We start from the raw sequence: 23,600 nt of genomic DNA on the forward strand, positions 1-23,600 counted from the left end.
AGGTCAGAGTGAACCGGACCTGCCCTTACTGCACATCCGTGGTGTCGAGCGGCACCGTGAAGGCGCCGGACTTGATGGCTTCGAACTTCGCCTGGACCGCCTTCAGCACCTCTGGCGGGACCCCCGCATCGAGGCCGTGGAAGTCGGCAAGTTTCACGGAGCCTTCGGCAATGCCGTAGGACCAGTTCGCGCTCTTCCAGCTCTTGTCCTGAACCGCCTTGGCGACAGCGGTCACCAACGGGCCGAGATCCCAGGTGACGCTGGTCAGCACCACTTTCGGGCCGAGGTGGTTCTGGTCGGTCATGGCGCCGAGCGCATAGACATTCTTGGCGATCGCTGCATCGATCACGCCGACGCCCTGCGCGGAAAGCACATCCGCGCCCTGCTCGACCTGCGCAATCGCGGCCTCCTTGGCCTTAGGCGGATCGAACCACGAGCCGATGAAGGTATGGAGCACCCTGACGTCCGGCACCATTTCCTTCGCGCCGGCCTCATATGCATGAAGGTTCGCCACCATGTTCGGTGCCGGCATGCCACCGACCCAACCGATCATCTTGGTCTTCGAGGCGCCCGCGCCGAGCATACCTGCGAGATAAGCGCCTTGATAGTCGGGATTGGAATAGGTGCCGAGATTGGCCGAAAGCTCCTTCGCCGTGCCGGCCATGAAGACGGTATCGGGAAAATCCTCGGCGACATTCAGCGCCGCGTCGCCGAAGGAGAAGGAATGAGCGAAGATCAGTCCATAGCCGCGCGAGGCATAATCGCGCAGAACGCGCTCCGCGTCTGCGTCGGAAACGTTCTCCGAATAGGCGACCTCCACGCCGAGTGCCTTTGCTGCCGCCTGCAGGCCGTTATAGCCGACCGAATTCCAGTCATTGTCACTGATCGGACCGGGCATCACCATCGCGATCTTGAGGCTATCGGCAGCGGCGGCTAGCGTAACCGCAAAAACAAGCGACAGCGCGAGAGCTGCCAGCTTCAGACCGTGCATCATTCTGTTGATCATCATTGTTCCCCTTAGTTCAGCTTGCATTTGCTGGGCCCGAATTCGGCCGGGAGCGGAAAACTGCCATCTGCCCAGGCACACCCGGAGTTGGACGGTGTTCGTTTTGCCATGTTCACCACACTACCGGATGCGTCTCGCCCGTGGCCACATTGACGAAGCCTTCCGGCGCGTGCTCCGACGGCGCTACGAGAACCCAGCGCCACGGTGCGCAGGTGAGTGTTGCGAAGGCGAGGCGCTCGGGAAAGCCCGGCCACCAGCGCGGCGAGAAGGTCGGCTCATACATCCAGTCGATCTTGGCGCCCTCGGCATAGAGCGCCTGCATCTCAGCGTCGAGCGCTTCCGCCGGGCGCGCGGTCATCAGTCCGCCGACCTCATACCGGACGCGCGCCACAACCTTGCCGCCCGTGACCAGAACCCAGCCGCCCTGCTGCTCGGCCAGCGCATTCGCGACCATTGCCATCGCTGCATCGGATGAGCCGACGACCCAGATATTGTGCTTGTCATGACCGAGCGTGCTGCCGAGCGCGGCGTTCGGCGTGCGCGGCCCGGTGCCGAGCCAGAACATCTTTGCGACTTTCGCCTGGCCGGAGAAGCGATCGACGATCGCGAATTTTGTGACATTGCGGTCCGGATCGCGCTCGACCGCGCCGTCGACCACCGGCAGGTCCATGGTGATGAAATCGTCGTGCCAGTGAAATGGTCGTAGCAGCGCCGCCTTCGCCGTTGGGCCGTTCGAGGACGCTGGGATACGAAAATCTTCAGCCGTCACCGTTCGCTCGATCTTAACCGTGCTGGTTGCCCAATCCGGCCAGTCGATCTTTGGCAGTTCACCGACAAAGACCTTCCCTTCCGACACAAGCCGGCCATCGGCCCATACTTTGGCGATCGAAAGCCCCGCCACGTCGTCGAGCAGCACGATATCGGCGAAACGGCCGGGCGCAATCGAGCCGACCCAGGGGGTCAGCCGCATGTGGCGTGCCGGGTTGATTGTCACGCACTGGATGGCGATCTCTGGCGCGAGGCCGCTCTCTATCGCGAGCCGGACATTGTAATCAGTTGCGCCGAGTTTGAGCGTATCGGTCGCGCTGCGGTCGTCGGTGACGAAGGCGACCTGCGACCAGTCGGAAAGCCCTTTTGCGATCAGCCCCTTGATGATGTCGGGCAGCGAGTGCGGCCGAAGCTCGACGAAAAGCCCATGGGTAAGCTTGTCCCAGACCTCGTCCGGAAACCAGGCCTCGTGGTCCGACGCCATGCCGGCAGCGGCGAAGGCGCTGATGGTCGGGATGTCGCGCAACCCGGCCGCGTGGCCCTCGATAACGCCACGCGCCTCGAAGGTTGCGCGGATCATGCCCCAGAGCCGGGAATAAGAAGGGTTCTCGGGATTCCAGACTGCAGGCCAGTCCATCACCTCATCGAGCCCGGCCACCATGAGACTTTCGTTCAGGAAGGCCTTCTGCTCATCATACCCATACCAGCCTCCGCCCCATTCATAGGCGGTCGGCGGCACCGCCGAGCCCGGCAGCGGGAAAATCTTCATGGGCAGACCGCGGCGGCGGGTTTCCAGCCAAAATTCGAGATTCCGCGTGCCGTTCACGTTCGAAAATTCGTGGCTCGCCTCACAAACCCAGGTGACACCATGCGGCATCACCAGCGCGGCCTCATACTCCGGCGTCAGGTGCGAACTCTCAATGTGCTTATGCGCCTCGCCAAACCCAGGCACGGCAGCGAGGTCGGGCTCGTGCACGCGCCGCGCAGCCTCACCGGTCCATGAACCGGCAGGCCCGACATAGGCAATGCGTCGGCCCTTGATGACTATTTCCTGGTTAGCGAGCCAACTTCTCGAATGGACGTCGAGCAGGCGGCCAACCTGCAGGACGAGATCGGCAGGTCGCTTGCCGAGCGCGACAAGGGTCAGGTCCTGGCGAACGGCAATTTCATTTCCGGATTCGATCAGAAGGTCGGCTGAGGCAGTCTGTGACATTCGGACGTCTATCTTACGGGCCTCATGATTCGTCCTCGTCGTGTCCTCTTCACGGCGTGCTTCATTCGGCCCGCCTTATCTCTTGGTCGCATCACGCTTCTTCCCGGCTCTCACTAGAGAAGCAGGCTCGCCAAAACAATGGGTAGAAACACGTTCCCATCGTAAAGCGAGTGGCAGCGGCGACGGAGAGGCGCAATGTCACAGGAACCGACCACTCGATCCCGATGGCCAGGCGCGCGGAGGCGGCCCTCAAGCATGAGAACGAAGTCGCCCAGTATAATTTTTACCGACTCCGAAGCACCCGGCAGAGTGAACAGCAAGTGGTTCCGCTTCGCCGCAGCTGCTAATTTAATTCTGAGACCGAGCAGGCGATCGAACAAGGCGAAGCACCTACGCCGAGCGTCAGGTTCAATCACCGGGCCATGAATCAAAAACCCCCTGCCGGCTAGGGAAACGGCAGGAGGTTTCTGGTTGCGCTGGACGGTCAGCGGACTTCTTGAAATCTGTCCTTAGAAGATATTGGGGGTGTTGAGGTCGGCGGGCGCGGCATCGGCGATCATGCGGACCTTGAGGTCCGCCTTGCCGCTCTCGCGAGCGATCATCCTCACGCAGTCGAGCGATTCTCCGCCCCAGGCCTGGCCTTCGCAGGCAAGATCGATCGCGGACATCGGCAGCCGAGAAGTCTTGCCCGTCGTCGTATGATCGAGCGTCTTGATCGGTGCGCTCGCGGCAGGTCTCACCACCGGCTCGCCCGGCACCAGTATCCACACGAAAGCAGCCGCCACGATCGTGGCAAACATGGCGATTGGATGCTCATGCGAACGCCGCCGCAGCGCCAGCCGCTGAAACACCGTGCGGCGCTCGGTCACTTGCGTGATGAGGTCCGACTTCGGATTTCTGGTTATTCCGGACATTGTTCTTGCCTGTGATCTATTCCCTTGGGAAAGAATACTAGGCACCGATTGTTTCTGACCGATGCTGCAGCGGGTGCGCCCGTGTAACCGATCTGATTCAGGGAAATTGCCACAATCCGGTCAAGTTCGGGCAAAGCCTGGGCAGGCGAAATGGGGATCGTACGATTGAGAAACCGTGCAGCCGCGAGCCTTCGACAGCCCGTCACCCCTTCTCGTGGGGATGCCCATTTTCATAATGTCGGCGATGGCATAGAATCACTGTAGGCGTGGCTACCAGCCCCTCAGACTTCGTGAAGACCAGACCTTGATTCCTGACGATCCTGCATCCGTCTCAGCTCTCATCGAACTGCTCGAACTTGCGGGCAGGTCGCTGCATTCGATCGGCTATGCCGACGGTCTGTATCCGGCGCAGTGGACCGCCTTGCGATATTTCTCGAAGGCGTCGGACGGTGCGCGCACGGCAAGCGCACTGGCCCGTTTTCAGGGGTTTGCCAATGGTCCGGTTAGCCGGACGGTGCGGACACTGATCTCCAAAGGGCTGTTGCGAAAGGCCGACAACCAGCCGGCCGGGCGGGCCGAGCATCTGGAAATTACCGATAACGCCCGCACCATCCTCGAGCATGATCCGACCGCCGCTATCGCCGAAGCGATCTCCAACTTTTCGGCCGATGAAAGGGCCGCGCTGGAGCACGCCCTCAAGGAAGTGATCAAGGCTGCCTCGGGCGTGTGGCCGCGAGAGGGCAAGCCGGCAGCAGGGCAGAAAGGCTAGTCGCGCCCGGCGAGTGCGCTCCTGGAGACAGTTTACTTTTTGCCGCCAGCGCGACTTCGGCCAAATGCAGTGCCTTTCCGCGGCAAAAAGTAAACTGTCCCCGGCGGCTAACCTTACCGGCGGCGCCCGTCTTTTCGGACGATGACCGTCTCCCTGCTCCTGAGGCCCCTCCCCACCAGCCGATCGAACTGCTACCCCTGTCGCGGGTTCGGCTGTAGAGGGGCGCTATGAACTGGGACGACGTGCGCATCTTCCTCGCCGTGGCCCGCGCCGGACAGATTCTGGGCGCGGCGCGGCGGCTGGACCTCAATCACGCAACCGTTTCGCGCCGGATCGCGGCGCTGGAGACAGCGCTCAACGCCAAGCTGTTCCGTCGCCACACGGCCGGCAGCGAGCTGACGGCCGCCGGCGAGCGCTTCCTCGGCGTGGCCGAGCGCATGGAAGCCGACATGATTGCCGCCCGCGACGAGATCGCCGGCGAGGGTGAGGCCGTCTCCGGCAGCGTCAGGATCGGCGCGCCCGACGGCTTCGGCGTGGCTTATCTGGCGCCACGGCTCGGTGCGTTGACCGCAGAGCACCGAGATCTCTCGATCCAACTCGTGCCGGTGCCGCGTTCCTTCTCGCTTTCCAGGCGCGAGGCCGATATCGCGATCACCGTCGACCGGCCGACCGAAGGCCGGCTCGTGGCGGCCAAGCTCGTCGACTATTCGCTAGGCCTTTACGCCTCGCGGAGCTACGCGGAGCAACACGGCTTGCCGCAGACCATCGCCGAACTCACATGCCATCGCCTCGTCGGCTATGTGGGCGACCTCGTCGCCAGCCCGTCGCTCGACTATGCGGCGGAGTTCAGCCCCCAATGGAATGCACGCTTCGAGATTTCCTCGGCACTCGGACAGGTCGAGGCAGTGCGCTCGGGCGCCGGCATCGGCATGCTGCACGCCTTCATCGCTCGTGCGAGCCCGGAACTGGTGCCGGTTCTCGCCGCAAGGCCGATCCGCCGCGCCTATTGGCTCGTCTATCACGAGAGCATGCGCCCGATGCGCCGCGTGCAGACGGTGGCAAGCTTCATCGCCAGCCGGGTGGAGAAGGACCGCGCGCTCTTTGCTTGAAGGCTTGAAGGCGGCGCTCGCCCGCTCCTGTTTGCCCACTTGTGCTTGCGCGCTAATTGCCGGAAAAATCCGACAGCTCACACGATAGCTGCTGCCCGGCCCGCCTGAAGATTGCCGGCCGACCAACCGCGAGGACCTCACGATGGAATACCGCACACTCGGCCGTTCAGGCCTGAAAGTCTCGACCCTGACCATGGGCACCATGACCTTCGGCGGCGGCGGACCCTTTGCCAAAGTCGGCAATACAGACCTCGCCGAGGCTCGCAGGCTGATCGACCTTTGCGTCGATTCGGGCATCAATCTCATCGATACGGCCAATGTCTACTCACGCGGAACCTCGGAGGAGATCATCGGCGAGGCGCTGGGCGGAAAGCGCCCTGGCGACGTCCTGATCGCCACCAAGGCACGCATGCGCATGGGCGACGGACCAAACGATGAGGGCCTGTCACGCTATCACCTGATTCGCCAGTGCGAGGACAGCCTGAGGCGGCTCAAGACCGATGTCATCGACATCTACCTCATGCATGCCTGGGACGGCACGACCCCGCTGGAAGAGACCCTCGGCGCGCTGGATACGCTGATCCAGCAGGGCAAGATCCGTTACGCCGGCTGCTCCAACTATTCCGGCTGGCACTTGATGAAGGCGCTGGGCGTCTCCGAACGGCAGGGCCTGCCGCGCTTCATCACGCAGCAGATCCACTACACGCTCGAGGCGCGCGAAGCCGAATACGAGCTTTTGCCGATCGCCGTCGACCAGGGCGTCGGCGTGATGGTGTGGAGCCCGATCGCCGGGGGGCTGCTCTCGGGCAAGCACCGCCGCAACCAGGCCACGCCGGAAGGCACGCGCCAGCTCGCCGGCTGGACCGAACCGCCGATCCGTGACGAGAACCGGCTCTGGAACATTGTCGACGTGCTGGTCGAGATCGGCGAGGCACGCGGCGTCTCGGCAGCGCAGGTGGCGCTTGCCTGGCTGCTCGGCCGGCCTGCCGTCGCCACGCTCGTGATCGGCGGGCGCAACGAGGCGCAGTTCAGAGACAACATCGCCGCCGCCGAGCTGAAGCTCACCGCCGAGGAGCGCGCGCGGCTCGATCGTGTGAGCCGGCCACCGGTGATCTATCCCTACTGGCACCAGGCCTTCACCGCGAACAGACGGTTCGGCGAGGCGGATTTGGTGATTGATCGCGGGTAAGGGAGTAAGTGAGTAGGGGAGTATGGGAAAGAAGCCGGGAACGGCCCTCCATTCCCCTGTTCCCGTACTCCCCTACTCCTTTTTTTGCACAATCGCTTCATAACCGCGCTGAAGCTCCGCGATTACCGAACGCTGCGGCGGAGCCGCCGGCTTGCCGAGATGAATGTGGCGGAGCTCGTCCATGAAGGCGCCCCACATCTCAGGCCCACCCTCTTCCAAAAGCTCGGCGCGGATCGACAGCTCCTCGCTCACCGGCAGATGCCTGCGGCCCCAGGCGCCGATCATGGCAAAGACCGGCACGAGCTGGATCGTCTTCTCGGTCAGCGAATAGATCGCCTTCTGCTTGTGCGTCGGGTCGTCCGAGCGCGTGAGCATGCCCTCTTCGGTGAGCCGCTTCAGACGATCGGCCAGGATGTTGGAGGCGATGCCCTCCTCGTTGCGCGAAAGAAGCTCCCGGAAATGCCGGCGATTCCCGAACATGATGTCGCGAATGATGATCAGGCTCCATTTGTCGCCGAACACTTCGAGCGCAAGATTGATGGGGCAGCCGGAGCGGTGCTGGTCGTTCATGTTGTCTCGCCGAAAACCAGTTGCATTATCGCATCAGTCACGACGCGCCACAACGGCTCGGCAAGTGGTGCCGAACCGAAAACTTCACACTATGATCCGTGGCCCAAAACCGGTATCGACGATCGATCTATCCTCTGGTGGTTCCATGGCTACACAGCATCACAAGACGTCCGGCCCGATCGACCTCATCAAGCTCGACAGGCTTGCCGAAGTGGCTGTCAAGGTCGGGCTGAACCTCACCGCCGGTCAGGACCTCTTCCTGACCGCACCGGTCGCGGCGCTGCCGCTGGTGCGGCGGATCGCGGAGCATGCCTACAGGGCAGGCGCCGGCCTCGTAACCCCGATCCTCTCCGACGACGAAGTCACGCTCGCGCGCTATCGCTTCGGACAGGACGACAGCTTCGACCGCGCGCCCGACTGGCTCTATGAAGGCGTTGCGAGAGCCTTTGGCGGCAACACTGCGCGGCTGGCCATAGTCGGCGAAAATCCGATGCTCCTGTCGAAGGAAGACCCGGCGAAGGTTGCGCGCGCCAACAAGGCCAATTCGATCGCCTACAAGCCGGCGCTCGAGAAGATCGCCGGCTTCGACATCAATTGGAACATCGTCGCCTATCCTACCCCCGCATGGGCCGGCCAGATGTTTCCCGGCGAGCAGGAACACGACGCCGTTGCCAAGCTCGCCGAGGCGATCTTTGCCGCCTCGCGCGTCGACACCGACGATCCGGTCGCGGCTTGGGCTGCCCACAATGCCGAACTGCGGAGCCGCACGGAATGGCTGAACGGGCAGAGATTCCACGCGCTGCACTATACCGGACCGGGCACAGACCTGACGATCGGGCTTGCCGATGGTCACGAATGGCAGGGCGGGGCTTCGACAGCCAAGAACGGCATTATCTGCAACCCCAACATCCCGACCGAAGAGGTTTTCACCACCCCGCACGCACAACGCGTCGAAGGCCGCGTCGCAGCCACCAAGCCGCTTTCCTATCAGGGCACTCTGATTGAGGACATAGCGGTCAGGTTCGAGGAAGGGCGTATCGTCGAGGCAAAGGCGACGCGCGGCCAGGAGGTGCTGAACAAGGTGCTCGATACCGACGAGGGCGCGCGCCGCCTTGGGGAAGTAGCACTGGTCCCCCACTCCTCGCCGATTTCTAAGAGCGGGCTGCTGTTCTTCAACACGCTCTTCGACGAGAACGCTGCCTCCCATATCGCGCTCGGCCAGTGCTTTGCGAAATGTTTCGTCGACGGCGCCAGGCTGACACCGGAGCAGATCGCCGCGCAGGGCGGCAATAAGAGCCTTATCCATATCGACTGGATGATCGGATCGGATAGCATCGACATCGACGGCGTCCGCGCTGACGGCAGCCGGGTGGCCGTATTCCGTCAGGGGGAGTGGGCGTAGGGTCGGGCAGCGGCGACGGCAACGCTGCCTTGGCGATCGCCAGGACTAGCCGCCCTCGAAAATCTGTCTGCCCCTGGGTGGGGCCAGGCATGGTCTGCTGCTCCTTCGCCGGCGTTGATCTGCGTCAACGCAAGATTCCTCAGCGGCCGCTAGAGGTGGAGAAGGGCCGGCGGCGGCATGCCATGATTTGACCCGTTTTGCTTCACTGCGGTGCTCTATCCGATGTCGCAGGATGCCGACACCGAGCTATCGGCGGAGCTTGAATAGGCTCTTCACTTGAACCTTGTCAGCAGCGCCCAAAACCATGAGCAATGGGTGAAGTAGAAACGCATCTGATCGGAGGCAGCGCCACGCAGGCGACCGGATCATGCAGCTCCAGATCCTTCTCCCTTTCGTCACCTACCCTGAGCCCAACTCGGATGCCGTCATTGCAAGCGCTGTCGCGCTGGCAGCGCAGCTAGAGGCCGACATTCATGGATTGGCGGCAAATGTCGACACTCGCGAAGCCCAGGGTCTGAGCAGCAGGCGCGGCGACCATTTGCTCCGTGCTCTTCGGAAAGGAGCCTCGGCCGCGGGCCTCGGTATCACGACGGAAGAGATCACAACTGCGCCCGCGCTGTTGTGTGAGGCCACAGCCATACGCGCCCGCCTTTTCGACCTCGTCCTGCTCGGCTGGGAGGCCGGGAACGCGACCTCGCGAATGGCAGCAGAAGCCCTGATCTTCGACTCCGGCCGCCCGACCATTCTGCTGCCGGAGCTGTATGAGGTGAGGTCGATCGATCAGGTCGCAATTGCATGGAATGGAAGTCGCGTTGCGGCGCGCGCAGTTGCGGATGCGCACCCATTTCTGAAAGCTGCCTCGCGAATATTCGTCCTCACCGTTCGCGGAGATAAGCCGCTGCTGAACACGGATGTTGAGGAACGCCTCGTCGACGGGTTACGAAAGCGTGGATGTACCGCCGAGCCGGTCCCCATGAATGCAGAGGATTGTCCGATTGGCGTGCTGCTCCAGGAGCGGGCGATCGAACTCGGCTGCAATCTTCTGGTGATGGGCGGCTTTGGACATTCCAGGATTCGTGAGTTCGTCCTCGGCAGCGCCACAGAAGACGTGTTGAGTGATTTGCGCCTCCCGACTCTCCTTTCCCATTGAGCACCGCCGATTGCTCGACATCGGCTTGGCCGTGCCCCGCCTCGACGTGCCTCGGTAGAGGTTGGCGCCAATGCATCCGCGCCTTGCAACCTGATCTCATTCACGCCGTACGGAGAATTGATTCGCGTCAATGGTTCCTCGCACCTATTCTGACATAGTTTTAGGTTGCAAGCTGACCGTCCTGCGCAACCGGAGCCCCCTGCCTTATCCCAAAAGGCGGGGGGCTTCTGTTTTGTTGCGTGAAAGAGAGATAGCACCTTGAGCGATTCTGCAGGGCTGTCTTCCGCTCCATGCGCTGGAAGCTCGGTCTGCTTTGCGATTGCCGGGCGCCCCGGATCCCGCCTTGCGGGCGCCGATCAAGGTGGAGCGCGCGAGCGCCGCGCGCCGTCAAAGCTTTATGCCTGAACTGATCTCGCCGCGCGCTTCGGCGCAGTGGTCTCGCGAACAGGTTTGGCCTGCGACGGAGAAAGTCTGCACGGTTGGGGAACCCACCCCGCTCATGCAAGTTCGGCCTGCGGCCATTGTCCCGCGAACTCTCTCGGCGTCCGCAGTCCGGGTGCCGGACCGCAGGATCGATCACCCCTCTGCCATGGAGACGACGATGTTCTACCACGTCAAGGAACTGCAATTTAACGCGCGGGTATCCGAGCCGGACCCGAAATTCGCTGCCCTGTTGCTCGAGCAATTTGGCGGTGCGAATGGGGAGCTGGCAGCGGCCATGCGCTACTTCACCCAGGCTTTCTCGACGCGAAAGCCCTATCCCGACAAGTACGACATGCTGATGGACATTGCGACAGAGGAGTTCAGCCATCTGGAGATTGTCGGCGCAACCGTCACGATGCTGCTCGACGGCCTGAACGGCGAGTTGAAGAACGCCGCCGAGGCCAGCCCGCTGGGGAAGCTGACCTCGAGGAACGGCAAGGACGAGCTGATGCACGAGGCGCTGACCAATCCGCTCTTCCTGATCCAGTCGGGAGGTGGACCGACGCTGACCAACAGCCAGGGCGTGCCCTTCTCAGGCAGCTATATCGACGCCAATGGCGATCTGACTGTGGATCTGCGCTCGGACATGGCCGCCGAAGCTCGAGCGAAGATCACCTACGAGTACCTGATGAAATTTACGAGTGACCCGCTCGTTCACGACAGCCTGCGCTTTCTGATGACGCGCGAGATCGCGCATTTCCAGATGTTCGGCGCCGCGCTCGACACCATCAAGCCGAACTTCCCGATGGGAATCCTGCAGGGCGACCCTCGGCACACGCATACCTATTTCAACCTGTCGAACGGCGCCGATGCACGCGGCCCATGGAACGAGGGCCAGGGGCCTTGGAGTGCCGGCGAGAGCTGGGAATATATCAACGAGCCGCACAGGCACGTCATCGACACGCAAGGCGAGATCAATCATCAGCCGGAGACCGTGAACATCACCCAGGAAGAGGTGGAGGAGAAGGACAAGGAGCTTTCCAGGCAGCGGAGCGAGGAGGTGAAGATGAAGACTTCTGCTGCTCCGACGCAATGGTCGTCCTATCCGCAAGAATCCGTCGAAAGCCCAATGGAAGCCGACACGACACGGACCTGAGGACGTGGCCGCAAGCCCATCCGCCTTGCCTGGAGCGACGGCGCCGCTCCGGGCGGCGATACCGGCTCTCGAGATATCGTACTTCACGGATCCGCTCTGCTGCTGGAGTTGGGGTTTCGAGCCCCAGCTCAGGCGGTTGCGCTACGCCTTCGCCGGCCGCATCGCCCTGCGGCTGCGGATGGGCGGCATGATCGGGGACTGGAACGGCTTCAGCGATCCGCTGAATGACATCCACCGTCCGGCGCAGATGGGCCCACTCTGGATACAGGCCGGAACGATCACGGGGATGGCGGCGGAGCCGACCGTCTGGGTGCACGATGCACCGGCTTCGTCTTGGCCATCTTGCCTGGCCGTCAAGGCCGCCGGCCTGCAATTGCCGGCCGCCGCCGATCTCTACCTCCGTCGGGTGCGTGAGGCAGTGATGATCCAGGGCCGCAATGTGGCGCGCCACGACGTGCTGATCGACATCGCGCAGAGCCTTGCGCAGGAGCGGCCGGATTTGATCGATGCTGAACTGTTCGAGCGCGACTTCGCCGGACGCGAGGCGCGCACTGCACTCGAGGAGGATGTGCGCGAGGCCCGTTTCCGGGGAGTCAGACGCTTTCCCTGTCTTGGACTCAGTCGCTCCGGGGCTGAACCAGTCTGGCTGGTCGGCTGGCGGCCGTGGGAAGCGCTCGTCGCGGCTGTGCGCGACTGCGCGCCCAACCTCGGGGCGGAGCGCAAGCCAGCCAATCCCGACGCCTATGCTCTATATTGGGCCGGCGTACTCGAGCCGGAAGTCGCAGTGGCGTTCGGCCGCTCCCAGCAAGCGATTTCGGCTGGCTCGGTCCATACACCTTCATCGGGGACTTCTGGTGAACCCGTGCAAGGATCAGCTGACCTGCATCGGCAGGCGTCGAACGAAAAAAGCTAGATCAAGCGCTCATCATGGCTCGATGAACGTGGAAAGCGCGCGCGAGCGCCGCGCCTGGCGAAGCTTGCCGAGCGCCTTTGCCTCGATCTGCCGGATGCGTTCGCGGGTGACCCCAAATACCTTGCCGACCTCTTCCAGCGTGTGCTCCGACGAGTCGCCGATCCCGAACCGCATCCGAAGGATGCGCTGCTCGCGCGGAGTGAGCTCGTCGAGAGCCCGAGCAATCGACTCCCGCAGCGCACTGGCCTCCGCCGCCTGGTGTGGATTGACCGCGTCGGGAGCCTCGATCAGGTCCCCGAGCGTTGCGTCGCCATCCTCGCCAACCGGAAGATCCAGCGAAGTCGGCTCCTGCACGAGCGTCAGAGCCCGCTTGACATGCTCCATGGGAAGGCCGGTACGGCGAGCGATCTCATCCGCTTCGGCCTGCCGGCCCTCGCGTTGATGCAAGATACGGCGTTCCCGCAACACCTTGCCGGTCGTCTCCGCCATGTGCACCGGCACCCGGATCATGCGGCCCTTATCGGCGATCGCGCGGGCAATCGACTGGCGTATCCACCACACCGCATAAGTGGAAACCTTCACGCCGCGGCGATAGTTGAATTTCTCCACGGCGTGCATCAAGCCGAGATTGCCCTCCTGGATCAGGTCAAGGAGCTCCAGGGACGTGCGATGCTTGTATTTGCGGGCAATCGAAACGACGAGTGGCAGTTGCGAGCGCACCATCCGTTCACGCTGCGCCCTGAGCTCGCGCCAGGCCTTGCCGGCTTCGGCTGCCGCACGCCGGAACTCCGCATGCGGAAGCCCCACACGCCGCTCGACGGCCGCAAGCTCCTCGCGCAGCGAAACAATGCCGTCCTCGATCCCTGGCGGGGACCGATCAAGATCGAACCTCTTACCCGCAAGCATGTCCAGCATCTGCCGACGCTCGATCTTGCAGGCAGCTGCAAGCTTGGCAAGCTTGATCTCCGTGGAACGAAGCAGCTTGCTTTCTGCTTCCAGCATTTCCATCAGTTGAGATACGCGGTCCGCCCGCAGGGGAATCGCCGAGGCCTCGGCGAAGCACGATAGCCGGTCGCTGAGCCGGGCCAGAACGTCGTGATCGTCATCCCCGCCGACGACAAGACGCTCATGCCTCAGGGCCGAAATTTCGGCGGCAATGACGGTAAGGCGGTCGAGAACCGGAGCAAGATCACCTTGTGGATCGGCCGCTGCCGCAAAGATCTCTTCTTTGTCGGTCGCACCGGACTGCGCCTCGTCGGCACCGGCGTCGGACTCGGATTGTTCGGGCTCCTCGAAATCTGCAGGCTCATGCTGCCCTGAGCCAAACAGCTCGAACAGGTCGGTAGCGCGAAGGCGACCTTCACGAAGGCCTTCGATCCACTCGGCGATGCGTTCGACAACAGCCGGGACACCGGACAGCTTCGCCACCAGGGTGTTCTGCGCCGCCTCGATGCGCATAGCGAGCGCCACCTCTTCCTCTCGCGTAAGCGGCTCGCTTGCCCCCATATCCCGGAGATAGGCACGGACCGGGTCGCGCGAGAGCACGGGCTCTCGCTTCGATGGAGGACCGTCGGCAGGCCTGGGCAGATCCGTCTGCTCGAGTGCGCTTCTCACGATGTCATCGAGACCGGGCTCGAGGGGAGCTTCAGATACGCTGACATTCTCGCGCGGAAGGGCATCGCCACGCGGGCCAGCAGGTTCCTCGGCGCTCTCGGCGAAGCCAGGGCGGTCCTCGAGTTCAATCGTCGTGTCTTCCCCGGTCGTGCCGAACCGGGTGTGCGGATAGCTCATGGATCTATGCTCGTGTCGAGATCGCCGGTCCGGATTGACTAAAAATTCGAACCCATGCCCCGCATCGACCTGTCGATGCGGCTTGGTGCCTTGCGGGATGGGATCGCCCTGTCTTCGCCCGGCTTCACCGGCGGCCAGTCTCGCACCCAGATGGGGACAGGGCGACGGAAAATCAATCTTTTCGATAAGACTGCGACAGGACGCGCCTGGCGCACAAGCAAAGAACCCTGCCAGGCAGGGTTCTTTGTTCTTCAGGGGGCACGCGCGCCAGCCATGACCTTTACTGAGCCTTGACCTCGACGTGGCGCGTCTTGGAGCTGGCTTTCGGGTTCTTCGGCACCTTTACGCTGAGCACGCCGTTCTTGAACCGAGCCTCGACCTTGTCGGGATCGACTTCGACATCGAAGGGGATCATCCGCTCGAATCGACCGTAGCTACGCTCGGTATAGTGTCGGCCGCCAGTTTCCTCCTTGTGCTCGTTGCGCTTCTCGCCGGTGATCAACAGGCTGTTGTCGCGCAGATTGACCTCGACGTCCTTCTGCTCGAGGCCGGGCAGTTCCGCCTCGACCTCATAGGCCTGGTCTGTTTCATGCATGTCGATGCTCGGCCACCCGCCGGCCCGTAAGGACAAGGTCTGCCCCTGCGATTCCATAGGCGCGAAGAAATCGTCGAAGAGGCGGTCCATCTGCTGTCTGAATGACAGAAAAGGATCACGCTCGAATACGGCCGGGCGGCGGAACGAGCCCGACGACGCAAGGCTGCGATTTGGCATCTTTTCCTCCTGTTCGATTTGCCGCTACGTGGGGCATGATCCCGAAAAATTGTAGACTTCTCGGACAAGACCATGCCGCAAAAACAAAGTGCGCGGCATCCCGCTGAACCAGCGGTGTCAGGCGAAGTTCCCGTCGCGAGCAAAAAAAGCGCCAGCCTCTCCGAGGCATTACGAAACAATGGCAATGGCAGGGCGTTCTGCCCGGAAAGACTGACGCGATCAGGAGGATCAAGATGAGTACGACCGGCATAGACGCCTTCGACAAAACGATTCAGGTCACCAATACGTGGTTGAACGAAATCATGGCCGATCACGGTCCGGACCGGCAGGTAGCCTGGCATGTGCTGAGCGCCGTCTTGCACGTGCTTCGCGATCGCTTGACAACCGATCTCTCGGCAAATCTGGGCGCACAGCTTCCGCTGCTGGTCCGGGGAACCTATTATGACCAGTTCGAGCCTTCCAGGCAGCCCGATAAGTCCCGCTCGCTGGACGAGTTCCTGCATCAGGTCCAGCAGGAACTCAGATATACGCGGCCGGTCGATTCGAAGGAGGCGGTGCGCAGCGTGTTCAAGGTGCTGTCGCACTACATCGACCCGTGCGAAGTGCGTAAGGTTCGGCTGGCGCTTCCCGGTGACGTCCGTGACCTCTGGCCGGATCCCGACATCCGGCACTGACGTCGAACGCATTCGGCTCGACCAGGTCGGGCCGAAGCTATCCCCGGTCAGCACCCAACAGCGCGGGACTCAGAATCCATATCGGCCGATTGCCAGCTCCGTCACGTCGATCTCCGGCTTCCTGCCCGAGATGAGGTCGGCGAGCACGCGTCCGGAGCCGCAGGCCATTGTCCAGCCGAGCGTTCCGTGGCCGGTGTTCAGGTATAGATTCGGGTATTTCGTCGGGCCGATGATCGGCGGTCCGTCCGGCGTCATCGGGCGCAAGCCGGACCAGAAGCTTGCCCGCGAAGGGTCGCCGCCGTCGGGGAAGAGGTCACCGACGGAATGCTCGAGCGTGGCCCGGCGGGCCGCGCGCAGGCTGAGGTCATAGCCGGCGATTTCGGCTGTGCCGCCGACACGAATGCGGTCGCCTAGACGCGTGATCGCCACCTTGTAGGTTTCGTCCATGACCGTCGAGGCGGGTGCGCCGTCCGGGTCGGTGATCGGCACGGTGATCGAATAGCCCTTGATCGGGTAGACGGGGACCGAGATGCCGAGCGGCCGCAGCATGATCGGGGAATAGCTGCCGAGGGCAGCGACATAGGCATCGGCCGTCAGCAATCCAGCGCTTGTCCAGACGCCTGCAATCCTGCCCGCCTCCACCGCGATCCGCTCGATCGTGGTGTCGAACCGGAACGTGACCCCGCGCCCGGCGGCGTGGGCCGCGAGCTTCTCGGTAAACATCTTGCAATCCCCGGTCTCGTCCCCCGGCAACCTCAAGCCGCCGACGAACTTGCCGCGCACCTTGGCCAGCGCCGGCTCGGCCGCGATGCAGCCATCGGGGTCGAGCACCTCGAACGGCACGCCGAACCGCTTGAGCACTTCGACATCGCCGCCGATCCCGTCGAGCTGCTTCTTGTTGCGGAACAGCTGGAGCGTTCCCTGGCTACGCTCGTCATAAGCAATACCGGCCAGAGCTCGCAGCTCGCGCAGCTGGTCGCGGCTATACTCGGCAATCGGCACCATGCGTGCCTTGTTCGCCGCGTAGCGCGCCGAAGTGCAGTTTGAGAGCATCATGAAGACCCAGCGCCACATGGCCGGGTCAATGGCGGGCCTGATCACCAGCGGCCCGTGGCGCATGAGCAGCCACTTGATAGCCTTGATCGGGACGCCTGGCCCGGCCCAGGGCGAAGAATAGCCGGGCGAAACCTCGCCGGCATTGGCGAAGCTCGTCTCCAGCGCCGGGCCGGGCTTGCGGTCGACGACCGTCACCTCGTGGCCGGCCGCCGCGAGATAATACGCGGTGGTGACGCCGATCACCCCGCTGCCCAGAACAACTATTCTCACCCCTGCCACCTCGTCCGGATAAATTCCGCCATTTCTTGCTTTTCTTCGTCGGCATAGACGCGATGAAAGCGGCCGCCGAGCGAGGTCAAGATCTCGTAGCCGATCGTGCCCGAAAGAGCAGCGACGTCGTCGACGGTCTGGCGCGCACCGATCAGCTCGACGAGATCTCCCGCTTTCAGCCTATCCGGCGACAAGCTCGACACGTCAAGGATGATGCTGTCCATCGAGACCCGTCCGACGAACGGCAACCTCGTATCTTCGAGCCACGCAGCGGCCGCCCCGCCGCGCAGCCAGCCGTCGGCATAGCCAAGCGAGATGGTCGCAGTCCTCATGGGCGCGCCCGCTTGAAAATCATGGCCGTAGCCGATGCCGGCACCGGCCGGCAGTTCGCGAATCTGGATCACCTTCGCCGCAAGCTGCACGACCTGCTGCATCGGGTTGGGGCTTCCAGGGGTCGGGTTGATGCCGAAGAGCGCGGCGCCCGGACGGGCAAGGTCGAAATGATATGCTTCGCCAAGAAAGATTCCCGAGGAATTGGCAAGCGAGGAGGGAGCCTTGGGCAACATCGCGCTGAGCCGTTTGAACTCGCCGAGCTGTGCTTCGTTTGCCGGGTTGTCCGGCTCGTCGGCACAGGCGAGATGGCTCATGACATGGACGATCTCGATGCCGTCGAAGGCGTCCGGCATTGCCGCGATGCGTTCGACATCTGCCGGCGGCAGCCCGAGACGCGACATGCCGCTGTCGACCTGCAGCGTGCCGGGAAGCGGTCTGCCGGCACGGCTTGCGGCCCTGCGCCACGCCTCTATCTGCTCCAGGCTGTTCAGCACCGGGATCGCGCTCCATTCAATACATTCCTCCTCTGCGCCGGGTGGAATGCCGTTCAGCACATGGATCGCCGGCTTTTGGCCGAGGGCGAGACGGAGCGCCTCGGCTTCCGGCAGGTGCGCGACGAAGAACGTCTCGCAGCCTTCCTCCGCCAGCACGCCGGCAATCGCTGCCGCGCCGAGACCGTAGCCGTTCGCCTTGACGACGCCGGCAGGCGGCACGCCGCCAAGCTTGCGCTTCAGCACGCGGTAGTTTTCGCGCAACGCCGAGAGATCGACGGTGAGCACCGCCCCGGCGGCGGCCATTGAAAAGGCAGGACTCTGCTGTCTCATCATGGCCAATCACTAGACTCGAGATGATGGACGGGCAACTTCCGCAGGGTCAAGCCGGTGCTGCGGCATGACCGCGGGCCGGAGCTCAGCGACAGCAAAAAGTTGCAAGGTTTTCGGGTTGGATCGCCCCGAAAACCAAGATTCGATACAGGATGAATGGCTTGGATCCGTTTCATCCTGATCTAATGGCTCGTCATCCAGGCAACCATGTCGTCGAGCACGGCGGCCTTCTTGCGGTGGGTCTTGGAGAAGGCGAGCAACGTGTCGATGTGGCGCGCGCCCGGATAGAGAATCACCTTGACCGGCTTGCCCGCCTTGTGAAGCTCGGCTGCGAGCTCGCGCGGATTCTTCGGCGGGACCAGCGTTTCGGACGCGCCGGCAAGCAGCAGCACGGGTGGCGTGCCGCGGCTGGCGGCGACGCGTTTGATGGGTTGGGTCGAGGCGAGATCGGGCGCCGCCGAATCGAAGGCGCGGTGCTCCGCCATGTACTTGAACGGCAGGAAATCATAGGGGCCGGAAATGCCGATGACGCCATGCATGATCGACGGCGACAACCCTTCATTGCCGAGGAACTCCGGCCCAAGCGCCACCATCATCGCATTATAGGCGCCGGCCGAATGACCGGCGACGAATATGCGCTGCCGATTCCCGCCGTAATTGGCGATGTTGCGGTAGGTCCAGGCGATCGCCTTCGCGCTGTCCTCCACGAAGGCGGGATAGGTGACCTCCGGAACCAGCCTGTAGTCGGGCACAACCACGACATAACCACGCTGCGTGAGCGCATTGGCAACGAAGCTCACCTCTTCCTTGCGGCCGAGCTTCCACGAACCCCCGTAGAAGAACACGACCACGTCCTTGTTCGCGGCGCCCCCGGCAGGCTTGTAAATGTCGAGCTTCTGCCGGTGCTCGCTGCCATAGGCGATGTCGCTGGTGACGACCTCCTCCGCGCGGTTCTGCGGAACCAGGTCGTTATAGACAGTAAGCGCGGTGCACGAGACCAGAGGAAGGACCAGCAGGATCGCGAGCGCCTTCAGGAGCGGTCCGATCTGAGGCATGCCCAACCGTCGTTCCAACACGAAGCTGCGACCCAGCACCTTCCCTGGCATGGCCTTCGAGCGGCGCCGCAGCTCTCTCCACCTTCCCATTCGTTCAGGTCAGGCAGGTTGCCCATCCAGACGCGGACGGAGCGTCAGCCCCGGGCCGCAACGCAGCCGCTCAGCTGCCCGAGCGGCAGCACTTCCTAGCCGATTTGCGGTTGTGAATGAACGGGAGGGCGCCTGGGTCAACTTGCCGCGCTGCACAAGTAGAAATGCCCGGGTTGTTCTACCAAGGTTTGCCTGGAGTCCCTGTCGCAGGTTGTTGTCGCGGCCGCGCGAGCACACGCTAGCGGAGCGCGGCTGCCGAGAGGTGTGCGACTCTCCCGACGATGGCGGGCTTGCTGTTCGCTGCCGCCGAAGCCATTATGATCTGCGTCGCCGGCCAACGCCGCGCGGCTATTTTTAGCAGCATTTCTTATTGGAGAGGCTGAGATGCATATCGCAATCATCGGCAGCGGTTATGTCGGTCTGGTGTCCGGCGTCTGCCTCGCCGGCTTCGGCCATACCGTCATCTGCACCGACAAGGACGCTGGGCGCATCGCCAAGTTGAACGCCGGCGAAATGCCGATCTATGAACCTGGGCTCGACGAGATTGTCGAGGAAAACGTCGCCCAGCACAGGCTGTCGTTTTCGACCGATGTCGCGGCCGCCGTTCGTGCAAGCGACGTGGTCTTTATCTGCGTCGGTACTCCCGCCCGGCGCGGCGACGGTTTCGCTGACCTTTCCTTCGTCCATGAATGCGCGCGCGAGATCGCCCATCACCTCGACGGCTACAAGGTCATCGTGACAAAATCGACCGTGCCTGTCGGCACTGGCGACGAGGTCGAGCGTATCTTGCGTGAGTCGGCGCCCGACAAGGAATTCGGCGTGGTCTCCAATCCAGAATTCCTGCGCGAAGGCGCGGCGATCGACGATTTCCGGCGGCCCGACCGCATTGTCATCGGCGTCAATGACGAGCGTGCCCGCGAGGTGATGGAGCTCGTCTACCGGCCGCTCTACCTCAACCGGGCGCCCTTCCTTTTCACCGACCGAAGAAGCGCCGAGATCATCAAATACGCCTCCAATGCCTTCCTGGCGGCCAAGATTACCTTCATCAACGAGGTGGCCGACCTTTGCGAGGCGGTCGGCGCCAATGTGCAGGATGTCGCCCGCGGCATGGGTCTCGACAACCGCATCGGGTCGAAGTTCCTGCATGCCGGGCCGGGCTATGGCGGCTCGTGCTTTCCCAAGGACACCGTTGCGCTGATCCGCACTGGCGAGGAGCACGGCGCGCCGCTTCGCATCGTCGAGACGGTCGCCGCCGTCAACGACCGCCGCAAGCGCTCCATGGCAAGGAAGATCGCAAATGCCTGCGGAGGCGAGATCCGTGACCTGACGATTGCCATATTGGGGCTGACCTTCAAGCCGAAGACCGACGACATGCGCGAAGCACCCTCCATCCCGATCGTGCAAGGGCTGATCGATCTCGGAGCCAAGGTCAGGGCTTACGACCCGCAGGGAGCGCGCATTGCCAAGGGCGAGCTGCCGGACGTCCAATTTGCTTCCGACCCATACGACTGCGCGGCCGGTGCCGATGCGCTGGTCATCGTGACGGAATGGGACATGTTCCGCGCGCTCGACCTCAATCGCATCAAGAGCCTGTTGGCGAGACCCAATTTCATCGACCTGCGCAATATCTACGACCCGGAAGACGTCGAGGCAGCCGGCCTTTCCTACACCGGGATAGGGCGCGTGAGCCCCGGCCACGTAGCCAAAGCTGGGCAGGCCTGACCGGGTTTCGATTCGCGTAAGAAATCTGGGCGACCATATCCGGTCGCGCATTCGTGGCTGACGCCGCGAGTGCGCGGCGTTACTATTCCTGACACATCTTGCCATATGGCACTAAATTGATTAGATAGTGCCATATTGGAGTTGTCGATCATGCCCGTCTTGCAGCCCGTCGACACGGCCGAGCGTGATTTTCGGCCTTCGCCGATCACCGATGAGGAAGCGGCCGCCATGTTTCGCGCGGCAGTCAATCTCTTCCGGCTCTGGGCTATCACAGACGAGGAGGCCGCGACGCTGCTCGATCTGCCGCTGCGCACCTATCGTCGATGGAAGGGCGGCGAACCCGGCCGCATCGATCGCGACGGCAAGGCGCGCCTTTCCAACATAATGGGCATCCACAAGGCGCTGCGCATCATCTTCCGCGAGACGCAGCGCGCCTATTCCTGGATCAAGGCGCCGAATGCGGCCTTTGCCGGCAGAAGCGCGCTCGACGTCATGCTTGGCGGCGAGCTCACCGATTTGATGCGGGTGCGCCGCTATCTCGACGCCGAGCGCGGCGCCTGGTGATCCGTCCGGAAGCGGTTCCCGTCTCGCCGATTGACTGGCGAGGTGCGGTGCGCATCATCCGCAGCATCTACCCGCCGATCGACCTGTTCGAGGATATCGCCGACCCCGCCGACTGGCCGCTGCTCCTGTCGGGCGAGCAGAAGACCAATCCGCGCGTGATGGAAACGATCGGCAACCTCGATCTCGTGATGCCCGAGCGGCGCGTCGGCGGTCCCGGTGCGAGCTGGTTGATGGCGCCATTCACTCATGTGAGCCCCGACCGGCCCAGCCGCTTCAGCAACGGAACGTTCGGCGTGCTCTACGTCGGTGACCGCTTCGAGGTGGCGCTCTTCGAGACCATTCATCATCACAGCCGCTTCATGCGCATGACGCAGGAACCGGCCGGCTGGACTTCGCAGTTTCGGGAAATCGTGATGCACGTCGCCGGCCGGCTACACGATCTGCGCGCAAACAGCGCTCAACCTTCTGTTCCGGACGAATGGAACGCCGCTCGATCCGCAGTTCTCGACTCGAACGACTATCACGCCGGCCAGGCACTGGGCGCCGCGCTCCGATCCGTCGGTTCGGACGGCATCGTTTATCCGAGTGTTCGCTGCGAGGGAGGCGAATGCGCCGGGCTATTCTATCCCGACCTCGCCGCCAGTCCAATGCAGGGCCGGCATCTGGAATACCACTGGGATGGCGAACGCGTGGACCTCTATAGGGACGCAGCGACCCGGCAGGTCGTAAGGATCCTGTGAGGTCAGCCCTGGAAGATCAGCAGCACGAAGGCCAGGAACAGCAGAACGTGCACTGCGCCCTGCAGGAGGTTGGCTCGCCCGCTGGCAAAGGTAATGACGCAGACGGCAAGGGTGAGGATCAGGAGAACGAGATCAGAGTGCTCCAAGCCGAGTATGAGCTCGTGCCGCGTCAGCCTCCCGACGGCAAGCATGGCCGGCACAGTGAGGCCGATGGTGGCAAGCACGGACCCGAGAAAGATGTTGACCGACCGTTGGAGGTGGTCAGCGAGAGCTGCGCGGACCGCCCCCAGCGCTTCAGGTGTGGCAACCAGCACTGCCATCGTGATGCCGCCCAGCATCGCCGGAGCACGCAAGGTTTCGACGAGATAGTCGATCGGCTTTGCCAGGTGCTCCACCAGGAACACGACAATCACGATATAGGCGAGAAGCAGATTCACATGCGGCAGGATTCGTATGTCCCCGGCCGCGGCAGGATGATGCTCCTTTTCGTCGCCGAGCGTGAAGTAGCCGCGGTGCCGGCCGGTCTGGAGGACGAGGAAAGTCGCATAGAGCGCTAGCGACATCAGTGCCAGTCCGAGCTCCTGCAGGCCAGACAGCGTCCGATCGGGCGTTGTTATGGTGAAGTCGGGCAGGATGAGGGTGAATACAGCAAGGGGCACAATGACCCCGAGATAGGCATTGGCGCCCTGCAGATTATAGTATTGCTCTTTGTAACGGAGCGCACCGAAGAGCAGCGACACACCGACCATGCCGCCGAGCACGATCATCACCACGGCAAACAGCGTATCTCGCATTAAAGTGGGATTGTTCTCGCCATGCAGCATCACTGCTGTGATGCTCATCACCTCGATCGAGGTGACCGAAAGCGTCAACACGAGTGTGCCGTAAGGCTCCCCCAGCCGTTCAGAGAGACATTCAGCATGTCGTACCACGCCGAGCGCCGACCCCAGCACTATCGCAAACAGCCATGCGAACAGTGCAGCGAACCAGGCCGGGTTGCCAAGTCCGGCAAATAGCTGGCTTTCGAAGAGATAGAAGACGACGACCGTCGCTAGGCCTACACCTAGGAACCACTCGCTACGGATAAATCGCCCAACATAAGGCCAAGCGGCTGCCATTTGTCAGCC

At 62.9% G+C, this 23,600-nt stretch carries 21 protein-coding genes; 11 read left to right on the forward strand and 10 right to left on the reverse strand.

The features are described from left to right. Positions 1 to 25: 25 nt before the first annotated feature. The 3 genes from SAZ10_RS07115 to SAZ10_RS07125 all read right to left on the reverse strand — a co-directional run bounded on the left by SAZ10_RS07115 (position 26) and on the right by SAZ10_RS07125 (position 3,901). A complete protein-coding gene (locus tag SAZ10_RS07115) occupies positions 26 to 1,009 on the reverse strand; it encodes a BMP family protein (RefSeq protein ID WP_318608513.1) in 984 nt (327 codons plus the stop codon). Between the two features lie 109 nt (positions 1,010 to 1,118). Continuing rightward, positions 1,119 to 2,987: an adenine deaminase gene (locus tag SAZ10_RS07120; RefSeq protein ID WP_318608514.1), complete on the reverse strand. Its 1,869-nt coding sequence runs from the start codon at positions 2,985 to 2,987 to the stop codon at positions 1,119 to 1,121. A 509-nt stretch (positions 2,988 to 3,496) separates the two neighbouring features. Then, entirely contained in the window at positions 3,497 to 3,901 is a 405-nt protein-coding gene (locus SAZ10_RS07125; RefSeq protein WP_318608515.1) for a hypothetical protein, read from the reverse strand. A 304-nt stretch (positions 3,902 to 4,205) separates the two neighbouring features. Here SAZ10_RS07125 and SAZ10_RS07130 point away from each other — a divergent pair, with 304 nt between their 5' ends. The 3 genes from SAZ10_RS07130 to SAZ10_RS07140 all read left to right on the forward strand — a co-directional run bounded on the left by SAZ10_RS07130 (position 4,206) and on the right by SAZ10_RS07140 (position 6,968). Continuing rightward, positions 4,206 to 4,670, forward strand: a complete 465-nt coding sequence (locus SAZ10_RS07130) for a MarR family winged helix-turn-helix transcriptional regulator (protein WP_318608516.1) — start codon at positions 4,206 to 4,208, stop codon at positions 4,668 to 4,670. A gap of 227 nt (positions 4,671 to 4,897) precedes the next feature. After that, the gene (locus SAZ10_RS07135; RefSeq protein ID WP_318608517.1) at positions 4,898 to 5,779 is read left to right on the forward strand and encodes a LysR family transcriptional regulator; all 882 of its coding nucleotides are present in this window, start codon (positions 4,898 to 4,900) and stop codon (positions 5,777 to 5,779) included. A 142-nt stretch (positions 5,780 to 5,921) separates the two neighbouring features. Further along, entirely contained in the window at positions 5,922 to 6,968 is a 1,047-nt protein-coding gene (locus SAZ10_RS07140; RefSeq protein WP_318608518.1) for an aldo/keto reductase, read from the forward strand. Positions 6,969 to 7,040: 72 nt separating this feature from the next. On the opposite strand, the gene SAZ10_RS07145 is transcribed toward SAZ10_RS07140, so the two are convergent. Further along, positions 7,041 to 7,538 (reverse strand): helix-turn-helix domain-containing protein, encoded by a 498-nt coding sequence (locus SAZ10_RS07145; RefSeq protein WP_318608519.1) that lies wholly within the window; start codon positions 7,536 to 7,538, stop codon positions 7,041 to 7,043. A gap of 145 nt (positions 7,539 to 7,683) precedes the next feature. Here SAZ10_RS07145 and SAZ10_RS07150 point away from each other — a divergent pair, with 145 nt between their 5' ends. The 4 genes from SAZ10_RS07150 to SAZ10_RS07165 all read left to right on the forward strand — a co-directional run bounded on the left by SAZ10_RS07150 (position 7,684) and on the right by SAZ10_RS07165 (position 12,582). Then, on the forward strand, positions 7,684 to 8,940 hold the full coding sequence (locus SAZ10_RS07150; RefSeq protein ID WP_318608520.1) for an aminopeptidase: 1,257 nt from the start codon (positions 7,684 to 7,686) through the stop codon (positions 8,938 to 8,940). A gap of 478 nt (positions 8,941 to 9,418) precedes the next feature. Next, positions 9,419 to 10,090, forward strand: coding sequence for a universal stress protein (locus SAZ10_RS07155; RefSeq protein WP_318608521.1), 672 nt, complete (start codon positions 9,419 to 9,421; stop codon positions 10,088 to 10,090). A 601-nt stretch (positions 10,091 to 10,691) separates the two neighbouring features. Beyond that, positions 10,692 to 11,669, forward strand: coding sequence for a manganese catalase family protein (locus SAZ10_RS07160; protein WP_318608522.1), 978 nt, complete (start codon positions 10,692 to 10,694; stop codon positions 11,667 to 11,669). A gap of 4 nt (positions 11,670 to 11,673) precedes the next feature. Next, the gene (locus SAZ10_RS07165; RefSeq protein WP_318608523.1) at positions 11,674 to 12,582 is read left to right on the forward strand and encodes a DsbA family protein; all 909 of its coding nucleotides are present in this window, start codon (positions 11,674 to 11,676) and stop codon (positions 12,580 to 12,582) included. A gap of 12 nt (positions 12,583 to 12,594) precedes the next feature. On the opposite strand, the gene SAZ10_RS07170 is transcribed toward SAZ10_RS07165, so the two are convergent. Beyond that, entirely contained in the window at positions 12,595 to 14,373 is a 1,779-nt protein-coding gene (locus SAZ10_RS07170) for a sigma-70 family RNA polymerase sigma factor (RefSeq protein WP_318608524.1), read from the reverse strand. A gap of 280 nt (positions 14,374 to 14,653) precedes the next feature. Further along, positions 14,654 to 15,145: an Hsp20/alpha crystallin family protein gene (locus SAZ10_RS07175; RefSeq protein ID WP_318608525.1), complete on the reverse strand. Its 492-nt coding sequence runs from the start codon at positions 15,143 to 15,145 to the stop codon at positions 14,654 to 14,656. Positions 15,146 to 15,378: 233 nt separating this feature from the next. Between SAZ10_RS07175 and SAZ10_RS07180 the strand changes: the two genes are divergently transcribed. Next, positions 15,379 to 15,819, forward strand: coding sequence for a DUF2267 domain-containing protein (locus SAZ10_RS07180; protein ID WP_318608526.1), 441 nt, complete (start codon positions 15,379 to 15,381; stop codon positions 15,817 to 15,819). A 69-nt stretch (positions 15,820 to 15,888) separates the two neighbouring features. On the opposite strand, the gene SAZ10_RS07185 is transcribed toward SAZ10_RS07180, so the two are convergent. The 3 genes from SAZ10_RS07185 to SAZ10_RS07195 all read right to left on the reverse strand — a co-directional run bounded on the left by SAZ10_RS07185 (position 15,889) and on the right by SAZ10_RS07195 (position 19,357). Continuing rightward, a complete protein-coding gene (locus SAZ10_RS07185) occupies positions 15,889 to 17,145 on the reverse strand; it encodes a D-amino acid dehydrogenase (RefSeq protein WP_318608527.1) in 1,257 nt (418 codons plus the stop codon). After that, positions 17,142 to 18,305, reverse strand: a complete 1,164-nt coding sequence (gene alr / locus SAZ10_RS07190; RefSeq protein ID WP_318608528.1) for an alanine racemase — start codon at positions 18,303 to 18,305, stop codon at positions 17,142 to 17,144. The genes SAZ10_RS07185 and alr overlap by 4 nt, the downstream gene beginning before the upstream one ends. A 179-nt stretch (positions 18,306 to 18,484) precedes the next feature. Further along, positions 18,485 to 19,357 carry an alpha/beta hydrolase gene (locus SAZ10_RS07195; RefSeq protein ID WP_318608529.1) on the reverse strand — a complete coding sequence of 291 codons (873 nt, stop codon included), beginning with the start codon at positions 19,355 to 19,357 and terminating at the stop codon, positions 18,485 to 18,487. 474 nt (positions 19,358 to 19,831) lie between these two features. Here SAZ10_RS07195 and SAZ10_RS07200 point away from each other — a divergent pair, with 474 nt between their 5' ends. From SAZ10_RS07200 to SAZ10_RS07210, 3 genes are all read left to right on the forward strand, one after another. Beyond that, positions 19,832 to 21,169 (forward strand): UDP-glucose/GDP-mannose dehydrogenase family protein, encoded by a 1,338-nt coding sequence (locus SAZ10_RS07200; RefSeq protein WP_318608530.1) that lies wholly within the window; start codon positions 19,832 to 19,834, stop codon positions 21,167 to 21,169. Positions 21,170 to 21,319: 150 nt separating this feature from the next. Beyond that, entirely contained in the window at positions 21,320 to 21,733 is a 414-nt protein-coding gene (locus SAZ10_RS07205; protein WP_318608531.1) for an MbcA/ParS/Xre antitoxin family protein, read from the forward strand. Next, a complete protein-coding gene (locus SAZ10_RS07210) occupies positions 21,727 to 22,473 on the forward strand; it encodes an RES family NAD+ phosphorylase (RefSeq protein ID WP_412535187.1) in 747 nt (248 codons plus the stop codon). The genes SAZ10_RS07205 and SAZ10_RS07210 overlap by 7 nt, the downstream gene beginning before the upstream one ends. A 2-nt stretch (positions 22,474 to 22,475) precedes the next feature. On the opposite strand, the gene SAZ10_RS07215 is transcribed toward SAZ10_RS07210, so the two are convergent. Further along, positions 22,476 to 23,591: a calcium:proton antiporter gene (locus SAZ10_RS07215; protein WP_318608533.1), complete on the reverse strand. Its 1,116-nt coding sequence runs from the start codon at positions 23,589 to 23,591 to the stop codon at positions 22,476 to 22,478. Positions 23,592 to 23,600: the final 9 nt, after the last annotated feature.

The sequence above is a fragment of the Mesorhizobium sp. BAC0120 genome (assembly GCF_033542235.1).
In the GTDB taxonomy this organism is placed as follows: Bacteria; Pseudomonadota; Alphaproteobacteria; order Rhizobiales; family Rhizobiaceae; genus JAWRCU01.